This is a genomic window from Silvania confinis (genome assembly GCF_025564085.1).
Taxonomy (GTDB): domain Bacteria; phylum Pseudomonadota; class Gammaproteobacteria; order Enterobacterales; family Enterobacteriaceae; genus Enterobacter; species Enterobacter confinis.
The window spans coordinates 45,898-71,519 of the sequence record NZ_JAMGZJ010000061.1 but is presented as its reverse complement, the minus strand read 5'-3'; the positions used below and the strand labels follow the sequence as shown (position 1 = coordinate 71,519).

Sequence of the window (25,622 nt, the reverse complement as noted above, 5' to 3'; positions counted from 1 at the left end):
CACATGCAGGGCACAAAAATTCGACTCTTAACCGGCGGTTTGCTGATGATGGCAGCAGCCAGTTACGTGCAGGCTGACGCGCTCCAGCCGGACCCGGCCTGGCAACAGGGAACACTGGCGAACGGTTTTCAGTGGCAGGTTTTAGCCACGCCACAGCGCCCCAGCGATCGCATTGAAATCCGCCTTTCTCTGAATACCGGTTCCCTGACCGAGAGCACCCAGCAAAGCGGCTTCAGTCACTTCTTGCCTCGTCTGGCACTGACCCAAAGTGGCAGTCTGCAGGGAGTACAGGTGCGTTCACTGTGGCAACAGGCCATCGACCCGAAACGCCCGCTGCCGCCAGCGGTCGTCTCCTATGACTACACCATGTTTAACCTCAGCCTGCCCAACAACCGTAACGACCTGCTGAAAGAAGCGCTGACGTGGCTGTCCGATACGGCCGGTAGCGTCGCGATTACGCCGGAAACGGTGAACTACGCGCTGAGCAACAGCGATATGGTCGCGACCTGGCCTGCGGATACCAAAGACGGCTGGTGGCGATATCGCCTGAAAGGCTCTGCGCTGCTGGGACACGATCCAGCAGAACCGTTAAAGCAGCCGGTCGATATTGAGCAGGTTAAATCGTTCTATCAGACGTGGTACACCCCGGATGCGATGACCCTGATTGTGGTCGGTAACGTGGACAGCCGCTCGGTTATTGAGCAGATTGGCAAAACCTTTGGCGAGCTGAAAGGCAAACGTACCACGCCGGCTCCGGTTCCGACTTTGTCGCCGCTGCGCGCAGAGCCGGTCAGCATTATGACCGATTCCGTACGTCAGGATCGGCTCTCTATCATGTGGGACAGCCCGTGGCAGCCGATTCGTGAGTCTGCCGCTCTGCTGCGCTACTGGCGCGCTGACCTGGCCCGTGAGGCGCTGTTCTGGCATGTCCAGCAAACGCTGAGTAAAAACAATACCAAGGATATTGGTCTTGGCTTCGATTGCCGGGTGCTGTTCCAGCGTGCTCAGTGCGCCATCAATGTGGAATCGCCTGGCGATAAGCTGAACGCCAACATGGCGGTGGTGGCAAAAGAGCTGGCGAAAGTGCGTGAGAACGGGCTTTCAGAGGAGGAGTTCAACGCGCTGGTGGCGCAGAAAAACCTCGAGCTGCAAAAACTGTTTGCCACCTATGCCCGTACCGATACCGATGTCCTGATCAGCCAGCGGATCCGTTCGCTGCAAAACCAGGTTGTGGATATCGCGCCGGAGCAGTATCAGAAGCTGCGTCAGGACTTCCTTAACAGCCTGACGGCGGAGATGCTGAGTCAGGATCTGCGTCAGCAGCTTTCTCAGGATATGTCGCTGGTTCTGCTGCAGCCGAAAGGCGAGCCGGAGTACAACATGAAGGATCTGCAGGAAACGTGGGATGGCATTATGGGGCCTGCGCAGCCTGCGGCAACGCCGTAACGCGAGGTGGAGAGCTTAGGGAGTGCGGTTTGATGCCCTCACCCTGACCCTCTCCCACGGGGAGAGAGTACAAACACTAAAAACGGCAACCTCAGGGTTGCCGTTTTGCTTTTATTCTGGCATCGCGTCGCGCGGGATAATCGCCCCGCGATACTGAATCACCGTGCTGGCGGTCAGATGACCACGCTGCGCGGCTGCTTCTGGCGTACCGCCCGTCAGACGTACCGCCAGATACCCTGCGCTGAAGGAATCTCCGGCCGCAGTAGTATCAATCACTTTCTCTTTCGCCAGCTTCACTGCCGGAACCTCAACCACGGCTTCACCCGCAACGGACACCAGGCATGAGTCCGCACCACGCTTAATCACCACTTCCGCCACACCAGCGGCATGGGTACGGGCAATCACCTCGTCAACCGGCTTCTCACCCCACAGGGCATCTTCGTCATCGAGCGTTAAGAAGGCGATATCGGTGCACTGCAGCATCTGGGTATAAACCTGCTGTGTCTCTTCACGGCTGGCCCACAGGCGCGGACGATAGTTATTATCGAAAATCACTTTGCCACCGTTAGCGCGGCATTCACGCAGCAGGGACAGCAGTTTGTCACGGCTGCTCTCGCTGAGGATCGCCAGGCTAATGCCGCTCAGGTAAAGATAATCGAAGTTCGCCAGCTCTTCACAAATCTGCGCTGCGCTGTCGCTTTCCAGCCAGAATTTGGCGGCTGCTTCGTTACGCCAGTAGTAGAACGTGCGCTCGCCGGTGCTGTCGGTCTCGATGTAATAGAGACCCGGCAGACGGTTTTCCATGCGCTGAATCAGCGAGGTGTCCACGTTCTCACTCTGCCATGCGTCAAGCATCTGCTGGCTGAAATTGTCTGTTCCCAGCGCAGTCACGTAGTTGACCGCCAGCGCGTCAGCATCAACCTGACGGGCAATGTACACCGAGGTGTTTAAGGTATCGCCACCAAAACCACGGCTGACTTCTGCGCCTTTTTGGGACAGTTCGATCATGCATTCGCCAATCACGGCAATTTTTTTGGACATAGTCGTGAACCTGAAGAGTTAAATTGCGATTATTTTGCGCTGGAGGGTCGGTGGGGTCAACAATATTAAAACGACGTTCCATTATATATTTGAGCCAGAGCATGTTCCGCATTTTATTCTGTCATCAGAATTTCATTTTCACCCGCATCGCGACATAAAGTTCTCTTGCCATACGCCGATAACCCATTGACGCGTCCCGACAGGTCATTCCCCATTCAACAGGATATCTGACATGAAGTTAAAGCAGGACATCCAGCTGCTCAGCATCCCGGAAGCAAGTATTGAGAACTTGCAGGAGCATCGCTATTGGCTGCAATGTGAGCGTGCTTATACTTACCAGCCCATCTACCGCATTGACGGTAGTCTGATGGCGATTGAGATCCTGACCGTTGTGACCCACCCGTCAAACCCCGGTCAGCGGATCGCGCCGGATCGCTATTTTGCGCAGATCCCCGTGCGCCAGCGTCTGGACGTGCTGGAAGAGCAGCTCATTATGCTGGGAGCCAGGCAGGACTTTTTCAAAACCAGCGGGATCCTGGCGTCGGTGAACGTCGATGGCCCCACGCTGCTGGCGATGCGCCAGGATGAAGGCCTGCAAAAAATGACTGAACAACTGCCTTGGCTTCGTTTTGAGCTGGTGGAACACGTCAGTCTGCCGCAGGACTCTTCGTTTGCCACCATGTGCGAGTTTGGCCCGCTGTGGCTGGATGATTTCGGCACCGGTATGGCGAACTTTTCCGCGCTGAGCGAAGTGCGCTACGACTACATCAAAGTGGCACGCGACCTGTTCATCATGCTGCGCCAGACCCCGGAAGGCCAGAACCTGTTCACCTTGCTGCTGCAGCTGATGAACCGCTACTGTCAGGGGGTGATTGTCGAAGGCGTGGAGACGCTGGAAGAGTGGCGTGACGTGCAAAACTCACCTGCCGCTGCGGCGCAGGGCTATTTCCTCTCCCGCCCGGTACCGATGGAGACGCTCGACAGCGTTATCATCACTCTGTAAGCCCCGGCAGCTTCCCATAATAGCGCGTGGTTAACGCGCTATTATGGGAAGCTGCCGCCCCTTTTTCCTTGTCTGAACTATATTCATGACTGGCAAGGTAAAACAGGCAGAGTGTGGAATGACAAAAACAGCGAAGATTATGACCTGGACTGGGGGGATCTTCTTGTTGTTGATTGTGGTGGCTATTGTTGTAATTGCGACATTTGACTGGAACCGCCTCAAACCGACCATCAACCAGAAAGTCTCGACTGAACTGAACCGCCCCTTCGCCATTCGCGGCGATCTTGGCGTGGTGTGGGAGCGTCAGCAGGGCGAAACCGGCTGGCGCAGCTGGATACCCTGGCCACACGTGCATGCCAACGATGTTATCCTCGGCAATCCGCCGGATATCCCTGAGATCACCATGGTGCATCTGCCGCGCGTCGAAGCCACTCTGGCACCGCTCGCATTGCTCACCAAAACCGTCTATCTGCCGTGGATCAAACTGCAGCAGCCGGACGCCCGCCTGATCCGCGTGTCGGAAAAAAGCAATAACTGGACCTTTAATCTTGCCGGCAGCGACGACAAAGAGGCCGCCGCTCAGCCTTCGGCATGGTCCTTCCGGCTCGACAATATTATTTTCGATCGTGGACGGGTCGCCATAGATGATGCGATCAGCAAAACCGAGATGGAGATCTTCGTCGATCCGTTAGGCAAGCCGCTGCCCTTCAGTGAAGTCACCGGCGCGAAGAGCAAAGATGAAAAAGTGAAGGTGGGGGATTACGTCTTTGGCCTGAAGGCACAAGGGCGTTACAACCAGCAACCGCTGAGCGGCAGCGGAAAAATCGGCGGCGTGCTGGCGCTGCGCAGCGAAGGTACGCCGTTCCCGGTGCAGGCCGATTTCCGTTCCGGTAACACTCGGGTGGCATTTGTGGGCACAGTGAACGATCCGATGAAGATGGGGGGTGTCGATCTGCGCCTGAAATTCTCCGGTGATTCGCTGGGAGAGCTGTACGACCTGACCGGCGTGCTGCTGCCGGATACCCCGCCGTTCGAAACCGACGGCCATCTGGTGGCGAAAATCGACAGCGAAAAATCCTCAGTCTTTGATTATCGCGACTTCAATGGCCGCATCGGCGACAGCGATGTGCATGGCTCACTGACCTACACCACCGGCAAACCGCGGCCGAAGCTTGAGGGCGACGTGGAGTCACGCCAGCTGCGACTGGCCGATTTAGGGCCGCTGATTGGCGTAGATTCGGGTAAAGGCACCAAAACCAAAGAGGTGCGCAAGGACGTTCAGCCGTCAGGCAAAGTGCTGCCTAACGACCGCTTCGAAACCGATAAATGGGATGTGATGGATGCGGACGTGCGCTTTAAGGGCCGTCGCATTGAGCATGGCAGCAGCTTACCGTTGAGTGACCTTTCGACCCATATCATTTTGAAAAATGCCGACCTGCAGCTTAAGCCGCTGAAGTTTGGCATGGCCGGGGGCACCATCACTTCGAATATTCGCCTGGAAGGGGATAAAAAGCCGATGCAGGGCCGGGCCGATATCCAGGCGCGGCGGCTGAAGCTCAAGGAGCTGATGCCTGATGTCGAACTGATGCAGAAAACGCTCGGCGAGATGAACGGGGATGCGACGATCCGCGGGACGGGGAATTCGGTTGCGGCGCTGTTGGGTAACGGTAATGGCAACCTGAAGCTGCTGATGAACGACGGGCTGGTGAGCCGTAACCTGATGGAGATCCTCGGGCTTAACGTGGGCAACTTCGTGATTGGGCAGATTTTTGGTGATGACGAGGTGCGGGTCAACTGTGCAGCGGCCAACATCGATCTGGTCAACGGCGTTGCTCGCCCGCAAATCTTTGCCTTTGATACGGAAAACTCGGTGATCAATATCACCGGTAGCGCCAGCATGGCTTCGGAACAGCTGGATCTGACCATCGACCCGGAGAGTAAAGGGATCCGCATCGTCACGCTGCGCTCGCCGCTGTATGTTCGTGGTTCATTCAAGAACCCGCAGGCGGGTGTGAAGGCAGGGCCATTGATTGCGCGCGGTGCGGTTGCGGCAGCCCTGGCCACGTTGGTGACGCCAGCGGCTGCGTTACTGGCGTTGATCTCCCCGTCCGAGGGGCAGGTCAATCAGTGCCAGACCATTCTGGCGCAGATGAAGAAATAAGAAGGGAAATCACCGTTTTCACCGTCTCCCTGGGGCTGATAAATCCCCACAAAAAAATGGGCACGGTCGGCGCCCTCTCCCTGTGGGAGAGGGCCGGGGTGAGGGCATCAGGCCGCAGAAATCACAGCGACTGATGACGGGTTTCGTGGGTCAGCAGCAGCGCAATCAGCGTCAGCGTCGCCATGGCTGCCAGATAGAACCCAACATAGGCCAGACCGTAGTGGGTTTGCAGCCAGGCCGCAATGTACGGCGCAACGGAGGCACCCAGAATAGAAGAGACGTTATAGGAGAACGATGCTCCGGTATAACGCACTTCGGTCGGGAACAGCTCGGGCAGCAGTGCCCCCATCGGACCAAACGTCAGCCCCATCAGGCTCAGGCCAATCAGCAGATACGCCATCACCATCGCCGGGTTACCAGAACCCAACAGCGGCGGGAAGACGAACAGCGCAAACAGAATAATCAGCGAGGTGATGACAATCATGCTGGAACGGCGGCCAAAACGGTCTGCCAGCAGCCCGGCAATCGGCACCATCACACCAAACCCGATCACCGCCATCATCAGCATCCACAGGACTTCATTGCGCGGCAGGCCCAGGCCAACCGGTGCCGGGGCGGTGCTGTACGTCATGGAGTAAACGGTCATGATATAAAACAGCGTATAGGTCGCCAGCATGATGAAGGTGCCCAGCACGGTCATGCGCAGGTGTTTGGTCAGCAGCGTACCCAGCGGGATTTTTACCTGTTTTTTCGCCGCCGCCACTTTGGCGAACACCGGTGATTCATGCAGAGAAACACGCACGTACAGGCCGATCAGGACCAGCACTGCCGAGAAGATAAACGGAATACGCCAGCCCCAGCTCATGAACTGCTCGTCGGTCAAAAGCCAGGAGAGCAGCAGGAAGGTGCCGTTGGCAAAGAAGAAGCCAATCGGTGCGCCCAGCTGCGGGAACGATCCATACAGCGCACGCTTGCGCGGCGGGGCGTTTTCGGTCGCCAGCAGCGCCGCGCCACCCCATTCACCGCCCAGCCCCAGACCCTGACCAAAGCGCGCCAGCGCCAGCAGCAGCGGAGCCAGAATACCGATGGTTTCATAGGTCGGCAGCAGGCCGATGGCCACGGTTGAAATCCCCATCGTCAGCAGCGAAGCAACCAGCGTCACTTTGCGGCCCACGCGATCGCCGAAGTGGCCGAACACGGCAGAGCCGATAGGGCGGGCAATAAAGGCGATGGCGAAGGTTGCCAGCGATTGCAGGGTGGCCGCCGTCGGGTCGCCCTGCGGGAAGAAAATATGCGGGAATACGATGACCGCTGCGGTGGCGTAAATATAGAAGTCGAAGAACTCGATGGCAGTGCCAATCAGCGACGCAACGACAACTTTATTGCGCGAATTTACCGGGACGTCTTCCTGCTGTGAATTGAGTGTTGTGGCGGTTGCTTGCATAAACTTTTCTTATATTTGGCGAACGAAAGGCCATATTACGCACAGCAAAAGCGACATTTCAATCTGTAACAAACGCAGCGGAAGGCGAAAAAAAGCCCAAAAAGCGAATAATTTTCAGACCAGGAAAATCGCATCTATGAAATGCTTCACAGAAATTAAAACTTAGAGGATAAAACTGGTTTTCGGTTAAATAAAAGTTAAGGGCTGGATTTATATGCTGAAATGATGATTCGGGCTGAAATTTTGCATTTCAGTTCAGCCCGAAGAGCAAGTTTAGCGGTGGGATTTTCCCGGCATCCGACGGTCATCCGGGTACTGGGCGGTGGCGATCCACGCCGCGCAGAACAGCGTCAGGCGGGCGAAGAAGTAGAAGAAGGCCAGCAGCCCCAACACGGAGCCGAACGCCGCGCCGGACGGGGAGGTGACTAGCGAAGGCAGCGTATAGGTCATCACGATTTTGATAATCTCAAAACCAATGGCGGCGATGAATGTGCCCCGGATTAACGCCTTACGGCGTGGGCGATGACGCGGCAGACGCCAGAAAATCCAGAAAAACAGCAGGTAGTTGGCCAGAATCGAGATACTCAGCCCCACCAGAGACCAGACCGGTTTCAGCCACTCGATGGTGTCGAGGTACAGCGCCGAGATGATCATCTGCTGTGCCGACCCCGCCGCAGAGGTAATAGAGAGGGTGATGATCAGCGCCACCAGCAGGCCAATTAGCGAGATGAAATCGCGCAGATATTTGGTCCAGATTTTCTCCTGATCCTGCGCCGTGCGCTCCCAGACATCGCGCGACTGGGCGCGGATCGCCTCGCGCAGGTTGCCCATCCAGTTAATGCCGGAGTAGAGCGCCACCAGCAGCCCGACAATCCCCACCGTGGTGCGCTGCTGGACAGCGGTGCTGATGGTGCTTTTCAGGGTGGTGGCCAGCGTCGGGTCGCTGACGTTTTGCAGAATTTTATCGAAAATGTCCTGCAGCAGCGTCGGGTGCGAGACCAGAATAAAACCTGCTGCGGCAAAGGAGAGCATCAGGATCGGGATCATCGATAAAAAGGAGAAGTAAGTGATGGCGGCACCAAACTGATTGCCCAGCCGATCGTTAAAACGCTCGGCGGCGCGCAGCAGGTGGGCAATCATCGGCCGCTGCTGAATCAGCTGGACGAGGTCCTTCGCTTTGTCCAGCAGACTGCCTGTTTTACGCACGGCAGTAATTTTGGCCTCAGTATCGGTCTGCGCCTGAGGCGGGCGGGTGTCCAGTTTCTTAATGGGCTCGTAGTCCAGTTCCTGAGTCGGACGTTGCTGGTTGTCTTCCGGCATTACGGGCATTTCCTTATTTTTTAGCGGCAGGTCTGTAGAATTATAGCCTGCCTTCAGTCCACGTAGGTTTTCATGATCTCCGTAAGCCACGCCATAAACAGATGCACCCGGCGAGAGAGGTTGCGACGATGGGGATAAATCAGTGAGACCGGCATCGGCCTGGCGCGGTATTGCGGCAGGATTTCCTGCAGCTTTTTGGCGCGCAGCGAATCACGTACGCCAACGCGTGGGACCTGAATAATCCCCAGCCCGGCCAGCGCCGAGGCGTGGTAAGTCTCGGTACTGTTTACCGTCAGGATGCCGCCCGTTTTAACCCAGTGACTGGTCTCACCGTCGTAATACTCAAAGCCCTGCGGACGGGTGCCAAGGTGGGTGGAGTAATGCACCACCGCGTGGGAGGCCAAATCATCCAGTCCGTCGGGATAGCCAAAACGCGTCAGATAATCAGGGCTGGCGCAGTTAATCACCGACAGCTTGCCGAGCGGGCGGGCAATCAACCCGGAATCTTTCAGCGTGCCGACGCGCACCACGCAGTCAAACCCTTCGCGGACAACATCGACCAGCCGATCGCTGCTGCTCAGCTCCAGCTCGATGCCGGGGTATTGCTGTAAAAAGAGCGGCAGTCGCGGGATGACTAAATTTCGCGCAACGCCCGCTGGCATATCCACCCGCAGTCGTCCGCTGACGCTTGCAGGGTCGTGCAAAAAAAGACCATCCAGTTCATCCAGATTAGCGAGCAGATCTTTGGCCCGCTCGTAGTAGACCATTCCGTCCTGCGTCAGGCTGACGCGGCGGGTTGTCCGGTGCAGCAACTGGGCGCCGAGCCCGTTCTCCAGGGCCTGGATCTGGCGCGATACGCTACCTTTAGGAAGGCCCATTGAGTCTGCCGCGCGGGAAAAACTCTCCAGTTCCGCGACGCGAATAAACAGCTGCATTGCGTGAATTTTATCCATAGGTTGCGCTCATTGTTGTTGGTGATGAAACAGTGAAGTGCGATTTGCCATATTTATTGATTTTCTATCACCTAATAAGCTCTTTCTCAATCAACACAACAGCAGAAATGAGGTTTCTTATGACTGAACGTATTGCATTAGTGACGGGCGGCAGCCGCGGGCTCGGTAAAAACGCGGCGCTGAAGCTTGCCGCGAAGGGCGTCGGAATTATCCTGACCTGGAATCGCAGCCAGCAGGAAGCGCTGGATGTGGTGCATGAAATTGAGCAGAAAGGGGTAAAGGCAGTAGCAATCCAGCTGAACGTCGGCGATGTGGCGGGCTTTGATGCGTTTGCCGATCAGGTTGGCGAAAAACTGCGCACCCTGTGGCAACGCGACACCTTCGATTATCTATTGAACAATGCTGGCACCGGTTTATACACCCCCTTTGCCGAAACCACCGAAGCGCAGTTCGATGAGATGCTGAACATCCACTTTAAAGGCCCGTTCTTCCTGACCCAGCGCCTGCTCCCGCTTATCAACAACGGTGGGCGGATCCTGAATGTCTCCTCCGGGCTGGCGCGCTTTGCCCAGCCGGGTTCCAGTACCTATGCGGCGATGAAAGGGGCGATGGAAGTGCTCACGCGTTACCAGGCAAAAGAGCTGGGCGCACGGGGGATCACCGCCAATATTATCGCGCCTGGGGCCATTGAGACCGATTTTGGTGGCGGACGGGTGCGCGATAATGCGGAGATTAACCAACACATTGCCGGGCAGACGGCGCTGGGGCGCGTCGGGCTGCCGGACGATATTGGCGATGCGATCGCGGCGCTGTTGAGCGACGAGCTGGGCTGGATGAATGCGCAGCGGATCGAAGTATCCGGGGGAATGTTCCTGTAAAGCATGCCGGGGAGGGATCCCCGCAGCACGCTATTTCGCCGGGGCGTACTCTTTTTTCAGCAGGCCAAACAGCCAGTCGTTATGCCATTGGCCTGCCAGCCAGTAGCTTTCGCGCAGTTCGCCTTCCAGCACAAATCCCGCTTTTTCCAGCACTCGGCGCGAGGCCAGATTGCCTACCGTTACCGTGGCGGTTAAGCGGCGGATCCCGCCATGGGTAAAGGCGTAATCACACACCGCCCTGAGGGACTCCAGACCGTAGCCTTTTCCCTGCGCCTGCGGGGCGAATAAAAATCCCACTTCGGCGCAATCATCCTCCCGATGAATATATCCCGTGACCCCCAGCGGCATGTTATGGGCGTTATCACGCACCAGCAGGCACAGCCAGTGGGCGCTGCCTGGCGTCCACTCTGCCAGTCGGGGCGTAAAGGCTTCGCGAATGGCGGCCTCCGGGCGGGCTTCTGCCACATAGCGCATGACGTCCGGGTGCTGCTGGAGTGCAAGGAAAAAGGGCCAATCGGCTGCCTGCAGCGGGGAGCAGGTTAAGCGTGGGGTGTGCAGAACAGGCATGTCATCCTCCCATAGCTTTTGTAAATGATTTTAACAGTGTCACTGTAATTGTACTTTTTCTCGGGTATGTTTAACCCGATATAACTAAAAGAAAAAGCGGTTTTCAGACCGACCCTTAATACGTTGGCGCAGCAGTTAAAGGAAAATGATGATCCTCGGTCAATCGCACCCGATCCGCGAACAGTTTGAACGCTGTCTGGGCATTATTCGTCAGGCCTCGGTAGAGATATTGCTCCTGTTAAAGGTGCACGTCACCGAAGGCAAAGATCCGCGCTGGTTCCTGGAACAGCTCGATACGGCTCGACTGGGCCTGGGGGGATGGGCGGCGGTCGCAAAGCGACTCAACCTGAATGACGCAGAATTATCCCAGTTCACCCTGCAGCTGCGGCTGTTGCAGCAGCGGGTGCCGCAGTACGAAAGCGGGCAGGAGGTCAGTGATAATCAGCTGATCGCCGCAACGCGCTTCGTCACTTCGCTTGAGCATCTGCGCCTGCAGCAACCGCTGCTGACCTACAGCACGGAACTCGGCGACAGCGACCCGGATCAGCAGCAGCAGGCGCAAAAGCAGGTGCGGGCGCTGGAAATGATGATCAAGGGGCTTATTATTCAGGCATGGCCCGATCCTGTGCGGCTGAATAACCACCTGAAAACGCTGTTCAGCGCCGATAAGGTGCGCCGCTGGTTGCGGCAGGGCGAACGCAACGACGTGCTCAGTGGCATGTTGTTCAGCGAGCTGGCCCTGATGCTGGTGGATAAAAAAGAGTTCTCCCGCTCGTATGCGCCGCTGTTTAACGACCCGTCCACGCTGACCCTGCTGGTGGAGCCGCGCAAAACGCTGCAAACCTTCCTTGATGACCTGCGGGTGATCCGCAATAAGATTATCGCCCAGCAGCCCCTGAGTACTGCGCAAACCCTGCTGCTGGATAATTACTATCGGCAGATTGCGGGCCCCGTTCAGCGCGCATTCGAGGAGGGCCGCACGCGGGTCAATCCGGCAGGACTGTTGGCCGAAGGGGCCAGTGAGGTACACGCTTTTTGGGAGACGGCGCGGAAAAAGCGCAAAGCCAGCGGGGACGATATTTTTGAAGTCCGCGACACCATCGATAAACCGAGACGTCGGCCAGAACGTACGCCCGAGCAACGCGATTACCTGATTTCCGTCGGGCTCTGGGGTGCCGTCGGAGTGATGGTTATTGCCATGCTGATCGGGGGAGTGTGGCTCATCAGCGACGGCAATGAGCCCGCCCAGGCAGCAACAACCTCGACGCCGGTGTCGACGGTAGTGGAAGAGATACGTGATGCCCCGACATCCCGGGGGACGCTGGACCAGATGGGCATCACCTGGGATGAGAATAACTTCCGCTCGGCGATCGACCGCAACGACACCCGGGTGACGCTGCTGTTTCTCAAAGCGGGGATGGACTGGAAGCTCTCCTGGACTGAGCGCTCGCTCGCCGTCGGCAATGCCGAGGTGCTGGATGTGCTGATGCGCTATCGCCTGCAAATGACCGAAGAGAAGCCCTGCCGCCAGTTTATAACCACCCTGAGCCATGCCATGGCCGCAGGTGAAGCGTTGACCCCTCTGCGCGAGGAGTATTTACACGCATTCTGTACCGTACCGGCGGTGGTGGAACGTCAACGTCGCGATATGGATCAGGCGACGCGGCGGGCGCAGGCGCAGCCGGATGGCAGTGCTAAAAAATGGCAGACCATCCAGACCGCGATTTATGAGGTGATCCGCTGAGTCAGGCAGATTGCCGTTTCACCAGATGGAAGCCGATATCAATGATGGCTTCCTCACGCGGAATATGTTCGATGCGGTCGGCCAGCAGCGTCGCGGCGTGTTGACCGATTGCCCGCCGGTCAACGCTGACGGTGGTGATCGCCGGGCGATTGCTGGCGGCAAAATCCAGATCGCCAAAGCCGATTACCGCGATATCCTGCGGAACGGTTAATCCACGACTTTCCGCTTCCATGATCGCCCCCTGCGCCAGCGTATCGGAGCTGCAGACAATCACATCAAACTCGCCGTCGGCGAACAAACGGGTCAGTCCTTCGCGGCCCAGTGCCAGCGACGCGGGCAGCGGCACATCAATTTGCGGTAACGCAGTAATGCCCTGGCGTTTAAACGTCTCGCTCAGCCCATGCTTGCGCTGGTCGGCGCGCCGATCCGGGGTCCACAGCAATCCTGGGCGACGATATCCCGCCTGCAATAAATACTCTGCCGTGGCCTGGCCGACTTTTTCATGCGAGAAGCCCACCAGCATGTCGAGCGGCGTTGGGGTCAGATCCCAGATTTCGACCACCGGAATGGCGGCGTTGAAAATGACTTTTTTCATCTCTGCGGAGTGATGAATACCGGTGAGCACCACGCCATCCGGGCGGCGCGACAGCAGCGTCGCCACCAGATCGGCTTCGGTCTGTTCGCTGTAGCCGGTGACGCTCAGCAAAATATGATAACCGCGCAGCGCCAGCTCATCGCTCAGCGCCTGGATGGTATCGACAAACATGTTGTTATTGATTTGCGGCACCACCACAGCAATCAGCTTGCTGCGCCGGGACGCCAGCCCACCGGCCAGCGCATTGGGGATATACCCGGTTGCGCGCACGGCCTGCATCACCTTCTCCACCGTTTTCGGGCGCACCACCTGCGGGTTATTCAGCGCCCGGCTGACCGTCATCGGCGACAGTCCGGCGTGGCGGGCAACATCTTCCAGCGTAGGGGCGTTTGACGGTTTCGGACTCTTCAAAGTGGTTAGCCTGGTGGTGATAGCGGGATGCGTTAACGCATTATTCATGATGCTCCGAGTCATTGCCAGCAGGCGCGCGCGTTAACAGCGCAAAATCAGCAGCTTATCGAAACGGCCCGCCTAAAAATGTTAGCGCAATCATAATGAGTTGTGCATATTGCCATATTCTGTTGGATTGCGACGCAGCTTGCAAAAATCCAGCGCTTTATTGCCGGTGTTGTGATCGGTTGTTCAAATTAACACCCGCTCGCTGGCGCTTAAAAGACATCAGGGTTAAAAATGTTAGCGCAAACATTTTTTGATGATCAGGAGAGCGTGATGTCTTTAAGTGCAAATTCCGAAACCGTGTCCTACGCCAAAGCAGGCGAGGCAAAAACGGCAGCCGAAACCGGCGACCGTATCGAATGGGTCAAGCTGTCGTTAGCCTTTCTCCCGCTGGCGGTGCCGGTTAGCGATGCCAAGGTGCTGACGGGCCGCCAGAAGCCGTTAACCGAAGTGGCGATCATCGTCGCTGAAATCCGCAGCCGCGACGGTTTTGAAGGGGTGGGGTTTAGCTACTCAAAACGCGCCGGTGGGCAGGGGATCTACGCCCATGCCAAAGAGATTGCCGACAATCTGCTGGGCGAAGATCCGAACGATATCGATAAGATTTACACCAAGCTGCTGTGGGCGGGTGCCTCTGTTGGGCGCAGCGGGATGGCGGTGCAGGCCATTTCGCCGATCGATATCGCGCTGTGGGACATGAAAGCCAAACGCGCGGGTCTGCCGCTGGCAAAACTGCTCGGCGCGCACCGCGACTCGGTGCAGTGCTACAACACCTCCGGCGGCTTCCTGCATACCCCACTCGATCAGGTGCTGAAAAACGTGGTGATCTCCCGCGAGAACGGGATTGGCGGCATCAAGCTGAAAGTGGGCCAGCCAAACTGTGCGGAAGATATTCGCCGCTTAACCGCCGTGCGCGAAGCGCTGGGGGATGACTTCCCGCTGATGGTGGATGCCAACCAGCAGTGGGATCGCGAGACCGCCATCCGCATGGGCCGCAAGATGGAACAATTCAATCTGGTGTGGATTGAAGAGCCGCTGGATGCCTACGACGTGGAGGGCCACGCGCAGCTGGCCGCCGCGCTGGATACCCCGATTGCCACCGGCGAAATGCTGACCAGCTTCCGCGAACATGAGCAACTGATCCTGGGTAACGCCAGCGACTACGTGCAGCCGGATGCCCCGCGCGTGGGCGGCATCTCTCCGTTCCTGAAAATTATGGATCTGGCCGCCAAACACGGACGCAAGCTGGCCCCGCACTTCGCGATGGAAGTGCATCTGCATTTATCTGCCGCTTATCCGCTGGAGCCGTGGCTGGAGCATTTCGAATGGCTGAATCCGCTCTTCAACGAGCAACTGGAGCTGCGCGATGGGCGGATGTGGATTTCCGACCGTCACGGGCTGGGCTTTACCCTCAGTGAGCAGGCGCGTCGCTGGACACAATTAAGCTGCGAGTTCGGTAAACGCCCGTAATCCGCCTGGCGGGATAATCTCCCGCCTTTATTCCCTGATTATTCTCTCAACCCTAAATACTGGAGTGGGTGATGAACACAATAATAAAACGGACCAAAGTACGCTATAGCATATTAATTTTCTTATTTCTGGCCACAGTTTTTAATTATGCCGACCGCGCGACATTATCGGTTGTTGCGCCCTTTATGAGTAAAGAGTTAGGTTTTGATCCCGAAGCGATGGGGCTGGCATTTTCCTCCTTTGGTATCGCCTATGTCATTATGCAACTGCCCGGCGGGTGGCTGCTCGATCGCTACGGCTCGCGGCTGGTCTACGGCTGTGCATTGATTGGCTGGTCGCTGGTGACGATGTTCCAGGGCACGATTTATCTGTATGCCAGCCCGCTGATGGTACTGATTATTTTACGTCTGCTGATGGGAGCCATCGAAGCACCCGCCTTCCCGGCGAACAGTCGCTTAAGCGTGCAGTGGTTCCCCAATAATGAACGGGGATTTGTCACCTCGGTATATCAGGCCGCGCAATATATCTCGCTGGGGATTGTTACGCCGCTGATGACCCTTATTCTGCATAATTTAAGCTGGCATTATGTCTTCTATTATATTGGTGCGATCGGGGTGTTCCTCGGTATTACCTGGCTGATTAAAGTTAAAGATCCGCTGCACCATCCGAAAGTGAATCAGCAGGAAATTGACTATATTCGCGAGGGGGGCGGCGAACCGACGCTGGGCAGTGCCAAAGCCGCACAGAAGCTGACCCTGGCGCAGATGAAAAGCGTGTGCCTGAACCGGATGATGATTGGCGTCTATATCGGCCAGTTCTGCGTCACGTCGATCACGTGGTTCTTCCTGACCTGGTTCCCGACCTATCTGTACCAGGCCAAAGGGATGTCAATTCTGAAGGTCGGATTGATCGCCAGCATCCCGGCCATTGCCGGCTTTATTGGCGGCCTGGCCGGGGGCGTGTTCTCTGACTGGCTGTTAAAGCGCGGCTATAGCCTGACCACGGCGCGTAAGCTGCCGGTGATCTGCGGCATGATGCTCTCCTGCGTGATTGTGCTCGCCAACTACACCTCGTCCGAGTTCGTGGTGGTTGCGGCGATGAGCGTGGCGTTCTTCGCCAAAGGGTTTGGCAACCTGGGCTGGTGCATTCTGAGCGATACCTCACCGAAAGAGGTGTTAGGGATGGCTGGCGGGGTGTTTAACATGTGCGGAAACATGGCGAGTATCGTCACGCCGCTGGTGATCGGGGTGATCCTCGCCAACACGCAATCATTCGATTATGCCATTTTGTACGTCGGCTCGATGGGGCTGATTGGCTTGTTCTCCTACCTGTTTATCGTCGGGCCATTGGATCGCATTACGCTGACCCCGTCGATAGCCTGATAACCTCTGTGGCGAGTCTTTCGCCTGCGCTGTTCCGGACTTGCACTCCCACGAGCAGCGTTTTTTTATCCAGTAAAGGGGGAGCTACGGCTCCCCGTACAGGCCAATCAAGCGACGCACCACGCCGTTGGTCCAGCCAAAGCCATCCTGCAGGGGATACTCACCCCCGCCCCCTTCGCGGGATGTACTGCTGGCGATGTGGTACTTCTCAATCAGTTTGTGGTGGGTCTTGTAGAAATGGTTGACCGTTTGCAGCCAGCTGTGGGCAATTTCATCCCCCAGCGAGTCGTTGCCGTACATCTTGAATCCCTGGATTGCCATCCACTGCAACGGCGCCCAGCCGTTGGGTTTATCCCACTGTTCGCCCGTTTCATGCTCGGTGGCCAGAATGCCGCCCGGGGTCAGCAGACGCGCTTTCACCGCATCGGATAACCGCTCGGCCTGTTCGTGGGTCGACATACCAACATACAGCGGCACGATACTGGCCGCCGAAAACAGGCCCAGCTCCTCGCGTCGCCAGTCGTAATCCCGGTAGCAGCCCATCTCGTCATCCCACAGATAATGGTTCACCGCCGCGCGACGGTCGCTGGCTTTCTGCTGGAACAACGCTTCGGTTTCTTTATCGCCATTGCGCCCGGAAATATTGGCAATGGTATTTTCCAGTTTGAACAGAAACGCGTTCAAATCAATGGGGATAAACTGGGTGGTGCGAATGCTGGCCAGACGCCCGGTATCGCGCAGCCAGCGGGAGGAGTAGTCCCAGCCAGAGGCGGCCCCGGCGCGCAGATCGCGATAGACCTCGTTCGGTGGGCGACCGGAGTGGCGAGCCGTTTCAACATCCTCGATCCAGGATTCATCCCGCGGGGTATCGCGGTCATCCCAGTAGCGGTTGAGGTGCGCGCCGTTCGGCATCCGCACCACGTGGCGATAGGCCTGGTTCAGCACCAGCGAATCTGCCCCGTCCATCCAGAAAGCATATTCCATCTTCAGATGGTCCAGATAACGGCGTGCGCCGCGCACGCCGTCCTCTTCGAACAGCTCAACCATCAGGGCAAACACCGGCGGCTGGGAGCGGCTCAGATAGTAGGTACGGTTACCGTTGGGGATATGCCCGTAGCGCTCGATCATCCACGCAAAGTTATCGGCCATGCATTTCAGCATGTCGTGTCGACCGCTCTCGGCCAGCCCCAGCATGGTGAAATAGGAATCCCAGTAGTAGGTCTCGCTGAATCGGCCGCCGGGCACAATGTAGGCCTGCGGCAGCGCCAGCAGCGACGACCACGGAATATGATCCTGCGGCTCGCGCGTCAGCACCGGCCACAGGGTGTCGATATGTTCTTTGAGCGAGAAAGAGGGGTCGGACACATACTCGCTCGACAGAACGTCCGGCAGCCAGAAGTGTTTTTCGACAAACTGGCGCAGGTCAAAGTCCCGATGGCGTCTCACTTTGCGGTAGCGGATGAGAATATCCAGCGGATCCATCTTCGGCGAGCAGTCAGGGAATGTTTTGCTGTCGGCAAACAGACGCGTCGACTGAACATGCTCAAAAAGCTCAAGGTAGCGATCGGCAGGCGTCAACGCATCGGAAGCGGGCAGCCCTTCAATCATTTCAGGTTCTGGCTCCGCCTCGAGCATCTCATCCAGTTTTAACTCGCAGGGATCGATTTCGTAGAGAAGTTCTTGTTCTATGTCGAACTCTACGGTCTCTACAGTGCGTATTTTCTGGTTGAACATGATTTTCAGGACCTCCGGTTAGCGTTGTCTTCGTTCTGGTTTTTCCGGTTGCTTACTAAGCTTAGTCATTCGCTTCGGTATCTGAAAAGGAAAGTGTGCTGTTGATCACATTTTATGCAATGGGTGAAAGCGGGTCTGCTGGCCACATGTTGATGTTTTTACGACGATAAACGTGAAAACCAGCAGTAACGGGAGCTGGTGAAATTCGGATCATTCGCTTTGCAACAGAGTGTGAATCAGGCGACTTCGTCCTCTTCTTCGTTTATCCGCATGGCATGTGCCTGTTCGAAAATCTTCTCGGAGGAAAGCTGAGCGCGAAAACCCCTGCCTTCTGGCTGGATAACGAACTGCAGGGAGTCGGACAGCGGTACGACTTCTCCTTTACTGTTTTCGCCTATGATTGCATTCGCTGCGAAAGGCGTGATGGCTGCGGCAAATGCCTCTTCCATCTCTTCACGCGTTTTATACTGCTCATCTTCAATACTGAGTGCACGGTGAATGATGGCACAGTCGATCATGGTCCCTTGCAGCCAGTAGCATGATGAAGAATATGCCGCACACCAGGTCAACTTGCTGTTTTCGGTGATTCCCTCCAGTAGCCAGGTTTTGCTACCGGCAAAACAGGAACCGAGCATCAGCCCTTTGATATTGAATTTGCGGGATTTCTCATTAATCTCCAAAAGAATGTGCTTAAGCGAAACATCACCGATATGGGTTTTACTGCCATGTGCTGCAACATAGACGATGGTGTTGTCAAACTTCTGTCGACACAGGCATTCCAGTGCTAAATCGAAACTGGCTTTATTGTAGAAGTTCAGCGAGTAGACCTCGGTATTGCCATGCATCTTCGCAATTCCTTGCACAAACGGCAGCACGGATGAGCGGTTGGCATCGTAATCATCAAGTTTCCACGGTGATTCTAATACCAGAATAGCGTTCTTACTTTGGCTTATTGGCATGAAATATTCCCTTAAGGTAAATTATATTTTTGGCTGGATTACTATTGCTATAAATATGCACTTTTATTTTATCGGCCAACTCCGCAAATAAGTGTCCAAAATCACCCTTGTTTCGCCACGCTGAAAACCGTAATTAAGAATTCCCACACATGGTCATCGTTTCAGATGACACCTAAAAAAACAGGAATCCTTATGAACCTCAACGCGAAGCGTCAGGGTGCTATGCCTTTATCTATTCAACAGAGTTGCGAGCAGAAATCCACTATAACAGAACTGAAGGGGTTGCTGGAAAGCCGCCATTTCGCGCGGTTGCATATTTGTGAAGGTGGTAATACGGCGATTGTTTATCGTTCGAACCTGAAACAATGTTTGTTTAAGGATGTGCAGTTTAAAAGTTTATTATTTAATCGTTGCTATATTGATGAGGTTTGTTTTGAAAATTGCGATATGGCGAATGTCTTTTTTTCGCATTGCGTTTTTACGAAACCTATCCGATTACGCGAATGCCGGGTGGCAGGCATGCGTCTGTTAAATATGTCGCTAGAGATGTTTATTTTTGAGGAATGTACCGGCGTCGAACAGATATTAACGGGCTGACGCCGGTAGCAATGCGTTATTAACGCATGGTCACAAACTCTTCTGCCGCAGTCGGGTGGATCGCCACGGTATTATCAAAGTCTTTCTTGGTTGCACCCATTTTCAGCGCCACCGCAAAGCCCTGCAGGATCTCATCCATACCAAAGCCAATACCGTGAATGCCGACAATCTTCTCGTCCGCGCCAACGCACACTAACTTCATGCGGCACGGCTGGCGGTGAGAGGTCACGGCGGTATACATGGCGGTGAAGGAGGATTTGTACACTTTCACCTGGTCGTCGCCATACTGCTCGCGCGCCTGCGGCTCGGTTAAGCCGACGGTGCCGATTGGCGGGTGGCTGAAGACCACGGTCGGGATCAGATTGTAATCCAGATGCTCATCCGGCTTGTTGTTAAACAGACGCTCAGAAAGACGACGGCCAGCGGCAACGGCCACCGGGGTCAGCTCGACGGCACCGGTGTTATCGCCGACGGCATAAATGCCCGGCACGCTGGTGTTCTGGAATTTATCGACTGCGATATAACCTTTGTCGTTGGTCTCAACGCCGGTCGCGGCCAGGTTGAAATTGTCGTTAGCCGGTTCGCGGCCAATGGCCCAGATCAGGCAATCGACGGTCTGGCTGCGGCCATCTTCCAGCTCGAGGGTCAGGCTGCCGTCGGCATTCTTAATCACCGCTTTTGGTACGGCCTGAGTGTGCAGCTGCGGGCCTTCGGCGTTCATTACTTCTACCAGCGTTTCGACGATCAGCGGATCGAAGCTGCGCAGCGGAGCATGTTTACGCACAAACAGATGCGCTTCGGCACCGAGACCGTTAATCACGCCCGCCAGCTCAACGGCGATATAGCCCGCGCCAACAACCGCTACACGTTTTGGCAGGGCAGGCAATTCGAAGAAACCGTCAGAGTCGATACCGTATTCCACGCCCGGGATATCCGGGTGGCTTGGGCGGCCGCCGGTGGCGATCAGAATATGATCGGCGGTGATCGTCTCGCCGTTCACTTCGATGGTCTTCGCATCCACGAAACGGGCAAAACCACGGATCACATCAACGTTGTTCTTACCCAGCACGTTGTCGTACGAGGTATGGATACGGTCAATGTACGCGGTACGGCTGGCGATTAACTTATCCCAGTCAAAGTGATTGATGGTGGTGTCAAAGCCGTAATCCGGGCCATACATATGGATAGCCTCGCGGATCTGCGCCGCATGCCACATCACCTTTTTCGGTACACAACCGACGTTCACGCAGGTACCGCCCAGCGCTTTGGCTTCAATCAGCGCGCACTTCTGGCCATACATGGCTGCACGGTTAATCGAGGCGATACCGCCGCTGCCGCCGCCGATAGCGATGTAGTCATAATGCTTAGTCATGGTTTTGTCCTTAATCGTTAATTGCCGCGATTGTATACCGGAAATCAATAGCTTCCACCGATTGCTGTGATTACTCTGGCACGATCCAGCTGACGGTTGCATGGCCGATTCCCGTTGGAACCAGCTTCTTGTGCAGCCATGGCAGGACGTTGTTCATCTGCGCTTCGAGCTTCCACGGTGGGTTAACCACGATCATGCCAGAGGCGGTCATGCCGCGCTGGTCGCTGTCCGGGCGCACGGCCAGTTCAATCTGCATAATCTTGCGGATGCCGGTCGCTTCAAGCTCTTTGATCATACGTTTGATTTGCGCACGCAGTACCACGGGATACCACAGGGCATAGGTGCCGGTGGCAAAACGTTTGTAGCCGTCATGAATGCCGGCGACCACCGCCTGATAATCCGATTTCATTTCGTACGGCGGATCGATCAGCACCAGGCCACGGCGGGAAACGGGCGGTAATTTTGCTTTCAGCTGCTGATAGCCGTCTGATTTTTCCACGCGCGCGCGGTTGTCTTTCTGGAATTCAGAGCGCAGCAGGGGGAAATCGCTCGAATGCAGCTCGGTCAGCTGAATGCTGTCCTGCTCACGCAGCAGCTGGCGGGCAATCAGCGGTGAGCCCGGGTAGTAGCGCAGCTGGTCGCCGCGGTTGAAATGGTTGATCACGCTGATATACGGCTCCAGCTCTGCCGGCAGGTCGTCCTGCTGCCAGATACGGGCGATGCCTTCGAGGTACTCCCCGGTGCGTTCAGCGTGTGCGCTGCTCAGCTGATAGCGGCCCGCGCCGGCATGGGTGTCCAGATAAAGAAACGGCTTATCTTTCTCTTTAAGCGCTTCGATAATCAGGCTCTGAACGGTGTGTTTAAGGACGTCGGCGTGGTTGCCCGCGTGAAAGCTGTGGCGATAACTGAGCATGGGTAGATGAATTCCACTGAGTAAACGATTTTCCACAGTTTACCGCAGAACGGCACAGATTACCCGCAGGCCCGGTAAGCGCTGCGCTACCGGGTATTTTTCAGCCGCGTACGGCATTGAAATTCACTACACTTAACCCCATTCTAGACACAATATGCTCGCGCAGGATGCGCGCTTCATTCACTCATTCAACAGGACAGTGCTTATGACCAATCCATTACTGACGCCTTTTTCGTTGCCGCCGTTTTCCTCCATTCAGCCTGAACATGTCGTGCCAGCCGTCACCAAAGCACTGGACGATTGCCGTTCTGCGGTTGAGCGCGTCGTAGCGCAGGGTGCGCCCTACAGCTGGGAAAATCTGTGTCAGCCGCTGGCGGAAGTGGATGATGTGCTCGGGCGCATCTTCTCCCCGGTGAGCCACCTGAATTCGGTGAAAAACAGTCCGGAACTGCGAGAAGCCTACGAGCAAACCCTGCCACTGCTGTCGGAGTACAGCACCTGGGTCGGGCAGCACGAGGGGCTGTATCAGGCGTATCGCGATCTGCGCGATGGCGATCATTATGCGACGCTGAATCTCGCGCAGAAAAAATCGGTCGATAACGCACTGCGTGATTTTGAGCTGTCGGGCATTGGCCTGGCAAAAGACAAACAGCAGCGCTATGGCGAGATTGCCACCCGTCTGTCTGAACTGGGCAATCAGTACAGCAACAACGTGCTCGATGCCACCATGGGCTGGACCAAACTGGTCACCGACGAGGCTGAGCTTGCCGGGATGCCGGAAAGCGCACTGGCGGCGGCAAAAGCCCAGGCCGAAGCCAAAGAGCAGGAAGGTTACCTGCTGACGCTGGATATCCCGAGCTATCTGCCGGTGATGACCTATTGCGACAACCAGGCCCTGCGTGAAGAGATGTACCGTGCCTACAGCACCCGCGCCTCCGATCAGGGCCCGAATGCCGGTAAATGGGATAACAGCCCGGTGATGGCCGAAATCCTCGCCCTGCGTCACGAGCTGGCGCAACTGCTGGGCTTTGACAGCTATGCGGATAAATCGCTGGCCACCAAAATGGCCGAGAACCCACAGCAGGTGCTGGATTTCTTAACCGATCTGGCAAAACGTGCCCGTCCACAGGGTGAAAAAGAGCTGGCCCAGCTGCGTGCCTTTGCCAAAGCCGAGTGTGGCGTAGACGATCTGCAGCCGTGGGACATCGCGTACTACAGCGAAAAACAGAAGCAGCATCTCTACAGCATCAGCGACGAGCAGCTGCGCCCGTACTTCCCGGAAAACAAAGCCGTTAACGGCCTGTTCGAAGTGGTTAACCGCATCTATGGGATTACCGCCCAGGAGCGTCACGACGTCGACGTGTGGCACCCGGAAGTGCGTTTCTTCGAGCTGTATGATGAGAAAAACGAACTGCGCGGCAGCTTCTATCTCGATCTGTACGCCCGTGAAAACAAACGCGGCGGAGCATGGATGGACGACTGCGTCGGCCAGATGCGTAAAGCCGACGGTTCCCTGCAAAAGCCGGTGGCCTACCTGACCTGTAACTTTAACCGTCCGGTGAGCGGCAAACCTGCGCTGTTTACCCACGACGAAGTGATCACCCTGTTCCACGAGTTCGGCCACGGTCTGCACCATATGCTGACCCGTATCGAAGCGGCAGGCGTCGCCGGAATCAGCGGTGTGCCGTGGGATGCGGTCGAACTGCCAAGCCAGTTTATGGAAAACTGGTGCTGGGAGCCGGACGCGCTGGCGTTTATCTCCGGCCATTATGAAACCGGTGAAGCGCTGCCCAAATCGCTGCTGGATAAAATGCTGGAAGCGAAAAACTACCAGGCGGCAATGTTCATTCTGCGCCAACTGGAGTTCGGCCTGTTCGATTTCCGTCTGCACGCCGAGTTCAGCCCGGAGCAGGGCGCGAAGATCCTCGAAACGCTGGCCGAAATCAAAAAGCAGGTGGCGCTTATCCCGGGTCCGAGCTGGGGTCGCTTCCCGCATGCGTTCAGCCATATCTTTGCTGGCGGTTACGCGGCGGGTTACTACAGCTACCTGTGGGCCGACGTGCTGGCGGCAGACGCCTACTCCCGCTTCGAAGAAGAAGGCATTTTCAACCGCGATACTGGGCAGTCGTTCCTCGACAACATCCTGACGCGCGGTGGCTCCGAAGAGCCGATGGAGCTGTTTAAACGCTTCCGTGGACGCGAGCCGCAGCTGGATGCGATGCTGGAACATTACGGAATCAAGGGCTGATCGTAGTTGTGAAAATCTGCTTAGTTGATGAAACAGGCGCCGGAGACGGCGCCTTATCTGTTCTTGCTGCCCGCTGGGGACTGGAGCACGACGCCGATAACCTGATGGCGCTGGTGATGACCTCGTCGCATCTGGAGCTGCGTAAGTGCGATGAGCCCAAACTCGGCGGCATTTTTGTTGATTTCGTCGGCGGGGCGATGGCGCACCGGCGCAAGTTCGGCGGCGGTCGTGGTGAAGCGGTCGCCAGGGCGGTTGGCGTGAAGGGCAGCTATCTGCCGGATGTGGTCGACGCCACGGCAGGGCTGGGGCGCGATGCGTTTGTGCTGGCGTCTGTTGGCTGTCGGGTACGGATGCTGGAGCGCAATCCGGTGGTCGCCGCGTTACTGGATGACGGTCTGGCGCGCGGCTACGCCGATCCGGAAATTGGCGTCTGGTTGCAGGAACGCCTGCAGCTGATCCACGCCTCCAGCCTGACGGCATTAACGGATATCACCCCGCGCCCGCAGGTGGTCTATCTTGACCCGATGTTCCCGCATAAGCAGAAAAGCGCGCTGGTGAAAAAAGAGATGCGGGTGTTTCAGTCGCTGGTGGGGCCGGACTTAGACGCCGACGGATTGCTGGAACCTGCACGACAGCTGGCGACTAAACGGGTGGTGGTAAAACGCCCCGATTATGCGCCGCCGCTGGCAGAGGTTGCGACAACCAATGCGGTGGTCACCAAAGGTCACCGGTTTGATATTTATTCCGGTACGGCAGAGGAGGGTGCGGTCTGATGCCCTCACCCTGGCCCTCTCCCACGGGGAGAGGGAACAAACACTAAAAACGGCAACCAGGTTGCCGTTTTGTATTTACCTTGTAGGCCCGGTAAGCGTTAGCGCCACCGGGCAAAACAACGGCTTACTCGTCTTCTTCGTCACGCAGCGGCACAATCAACATATCCACGTGGACGGTGTTGATCAGCTGGCGCGCTGACGACATCAGCTTGCTCCAGAAATCCTGGTGATGCCCACAAACCACCAGATCCATATCGTATTTCTTAATGGCATCGACCAGCACCTGGCCGAGGTCGCCGCTGCCGCTCAGGGTTTCCGTGATTGGATAGCCGGCATTGGTGGACAGTTCGCTCAGTGCCTGGTGCGTCTCTTCGGAGATGCGCTTCTGCATATCGCCAAGATTTACGTCGATAAGGCCGGTATAGAGATCAGAGTAATTAACGTCCACGTGAATCAGAGAAACTTTCGCATTGTAGGGACGCGCCATGGACACGGCTTTATCAACCAGCACTTTGCTCTCCGGGGAGAGGTCAACCGCGATGAGAATGTGTTTGTACGCCATAGTG

21 protein-coding genes are annotated in these 25,622 nt (G+C 56.5%); 10 read left to right on the top strand and 11 right to left on the bottom strand.

Annotated features, from left to right (window positions below):
• Positions 1-3 precede the first annotated feature (3 nt).
• The gene (locus M8013_RS01305; protein ID WP_271266033.1) at positions 4-1,446 is read left to right on the top strand and encodes a M16 family metallopeptidase; all 1,443 of its coding nucleotides are present in this window, start codon (positions 4-6) and stop codon (positions 1,444-1,446) included.
• A 111-nt stretch (positions 1,447-1,557) separates the two neighbouring features.
• Here the strand turns inward: M8013_RS01305 and kdgK are convergent, their stop codons facing one another.
• The gene (kdgK, locus tag M8013_RS01300; RefSeq protein WP_271266032.1) at positions 1,558-2,487 is read right to left on the bottom strand and encodes a 2-dehydro-3-deoxygluconokinase; all 930 of its coding nucleotides are present in this window, start codon (positions 2,485-2,487) and stop codon (positions 1,558-1,560) included.
• A 232-nt stretch (positions 2,488-2,719) separates the two neighbouring features.
• Between kdgK and pdeH the strand changes: the two genes are divergently transcribed.
• Positions 2,720-3,490, top strand: a complete 771-nt coding sequence (gene pdeH / locus M8013_RS01295; protein ID WP_271266031.1) for a cyclic-guanylate-specific phosphodiesterase — start codon at positions 2,720-2,722, stop codon at positions 3,488-3,490.
• 118 nt (positions 3,491-3,608) lie between these two features.
• Entirely contained in the window at positions 3,609-5,651 is a 2,043-nt protein-coding gene (locus M8013_RS01290; protein WP_271266030.1) for an AsmA family protein, read from the top strand.
• Positions 5,652-5,772: 121 nt separating this feature from the next.
• Here M8013_RS01290 and M8013_RS01285 read toward each other — a convergent pair whose 3' ends face one another.
• From M8013_RS01285 to M8013_RS01275, 3 genes are all read right to left on the bottom strand, one after another.
• The gene (locus M8013_RS01285) at positions 5,773-7,095 is read right to left on the bottom strand and encodes an MFS transporter (RefSeq protein WP_271266029.1); all 1,323 of its coding nucleotides are present in this window, start codon (positions 7,093-7,095) and stop codon (positions 5,773-5,775) included.
• A 273-nt stretch (positions 7,096-7,368) separates the two neighbouring features.
• Entirely contained in the window at positions 7,369-8,424 is a 1,056-nt protein-coding gene (gene yhjD, locus M8013_RS01280; protein WP_271266028.1) for an inner membrane protein YhjD, read from the bottom strand.
• 44 nt (positions 8,425-8,468) lie between these two features.
• Entirely contained in the window at positions 8,469-9,368 is a 900-nt protein-coding gene (locus M8013_RS01275) for a LysR family transcriptional regulator (RefSeq protein ID WP_271266027.1), read from the bottom strand.
• A gap of 119 nt (positions 9,369-9,487) precedes the next feature.
• Between M8013_RS01275 and M8013_RS01270 the strand changes: the two genes are divergently transcribed.
• Positions 9,488-10,246, top strand: coding sequence for an SDR family NAD(P)-dependent oxidoreductase (locus tag M8013_RS01270; RefSeq protein ID WP_271266026.1), 759 nt, complete (start codon positions 9,488-9,490; stop codon positions 10,244-10,246).
• A 30-nt stretch (positions 10,247-10,276) separates the two neighbouring features.
• Here the strand turns inward: M8013_RS01270 and M8013_RS01265 are convergent, their stop codons facing one another.
• Positions 10,277-10,813 (bottom strand): GNAT family N-acetyltransferase, encoded by a 537-nt coding sequence (locus M8013_RS01265; RefSeq protein WP_271266025.1) that lies wholly within the window; start codon positions 10,811-10,813, stop codon positions 10,277-10,279.
• Positions 10,814-10,961: 148 nt separating this feature from the next.
• Between M8013_RS01265 and M8013_RS01260 the strand changes: the two genes are divergently transcribed.
• A complete protein-coding gene (locus tag M8013_RS01260; protein ID WP_271266040.1) occupies positions 10,962-12,557 on the top strand; it encodes an STY4199 family HEPN domain-containing protein in 1,596 nt (531 codons plus the stop codon).
• A gap of 1 nt (position 12,558) precedes the next feature.
• Here the strand turns inward: M8013_RS01260 and M8013_RS01255 are convergent, their stop codons facing one another.
• The gene (locus tag M8013_RS01255; RefSeq protein ID WP_418939516.1) at positions 12,559-13,614 is read right to left on the bottom strand and encodes a LacI family DNA-binding transcriptional regulator; all 1,056 of its coding nucleotides are present in this window, start codon (positions 13,612-13,614) and stop codon (positions 12,559-12,561) included.
• 267 nt (positions 13,615-13,881) lie between these two features.
• Between M8013_RS01255 and M8013_RS01250 the strand changes: the two genes are divergently transcribed.
• Both M8013_RS01250 and M8013_RS01245 read left to right on the top strand, forming a co-directional pair.
• Entirely contained in the window at positions 13,882-15,078 is a 1,197-nt protein-coding gene (locus tag M8013_RS01250; RefSeq protein WP_271266023.1) for an L-talarate/galactarate dehydratase, read from the top strand.
• A gap of 71 nt (positions 15,079-15,149) precedes the next feature.
• Positions 15,150-16,460, top strand: coding sequence for an MFS transporter (locus tag M8013_RS01245; RefSeq protein WP_271266022.1), 1,311 nt, complete (start codon positions 15,150-15,152; stop codon positions 16,458-16,460).
• An 84-nt stretch (positions 16,461-16,544) separates the two neighbouring features.
• On the opposite strand, the gene M8013_RS01240 is transcribed toward M8013_RS01245, so the two are convergent.
• Positions 16,545-18,194 carry an alpha,alpha-trehalase gene (locus tag M8013_RS01240; protein ID WP_271266021.1) on the bottom strand — a complete coding sequence of 550 codons (1,650 nt, stop codon included), beginning with the start codon at positions 18,192-18,194 and terminating at the stop codon, positions 16,545-16,547.
• A gap of 236 nt (positions 18,195-18,430) precedes the next feature.
• Positions 18,431-19,153: a hypothetical protein gene (locus tag M8013_RS01235; protein ID WP_271266020.1), complete on the bottom strand. Its 723-nt coding sequence runs from the start codon at positions 19,151-19,153 to the stop codon at positions 18,431-18,433.
• A 192-nt stretch (positions 19,154-19,345) separates the two neighbouring features.
• Here M8013_RS01235 and M8013_RS01230 point away from each other — a divergent pair, with 192 nt between their 5' ends.
• A complete protein-coding gene (locus tag M8013_RS01230) occupies positions 19,346-19,750 on the top strand; it encodes a hypothetical protein (protein WP_271266019.1) in 405 nt (134 codons plus the stop codon).
• 19 nt (positions 19,751-19,769) lie between these two features.
• Here M8013_RS01230 and gorA read toward each other — a convergent pair whose 3' ends face one another.
• The gene (gene gorA, locus M8013_RS01225; RefSeq protein WP_271266018.1) at positions 19,770-21,122 is read right to left on the bottom strand and encodes a glutathione-disulfide reductase; all 1,353 of its coding nucleotides are present in this window, start codon (positions 21,120-21,122) and stop codon (positions 19,770-19,772) included.
• 70 nt (positions 21,123-21,192) lie between these two features.
• Complete coding sequence (locus tag M8013_RS01220; RefSeq protein WP_271266017.1) at positions 21,193-22,035, bottom strand: 23S rRNA (adenine(2030)-N(6))-methyltransferase RlmJ; 843 nt, start codon at positions 22,033-22,035, stop codon at positions 21,193-21,195.
• A gap of 205 nt (positions 22,036-22,240) precedes the next feature.
• On the opposite strand from M8013_RS01220, the gene prlC reads away from it, so the two are divergent.
• Together prlC and rsmJ are read left to right on the top strand one after the other, a co-directional pair.
• On the top strand, positions 22,241-24,283 hold the full coding sequence (gene prlC, locus M8013_RS01215; protein WP_271266016.1) for an oligopeptidase A: 2,043 nt from the start codon (positions 22,241-22,243) through the stop codon (positions 24,281-24,283).
• A gap of 8 nt (positions 24,284-24,291) precedes the next feature.
• The gene (rsmJ, locus tag M8013_RS01210; protein ID WP_271266015.1) at positions 24,292-25,056 is read left to right on the top strand and encodes a 16S rRNA (guanine(1516)-N(2))-methyltransferase RsmJ; all 765 of its coding nucleotides are present in this window, start codon (positions 24,292-24,294) and stop codon (positions 25,054-25,056) included.
• Between the two features lie 124 nt (positions 25,057-25,180).
• On the opposite strand, the gene uspA is transcribed toward rsmJ, so the two are convergent.
• Positions 25,181-25,618, bottom strand: a complete 438-nt coding sequence (gene uspA / locus M8013_RS01205; protein WP_271266014.1) for a universal stress protein UspA — start codon at positions 25,616-25,618, stop codon at positions 25,181-25,183.
• Positions 25,619-25,622: the final 4 nt, after the last annotated feature.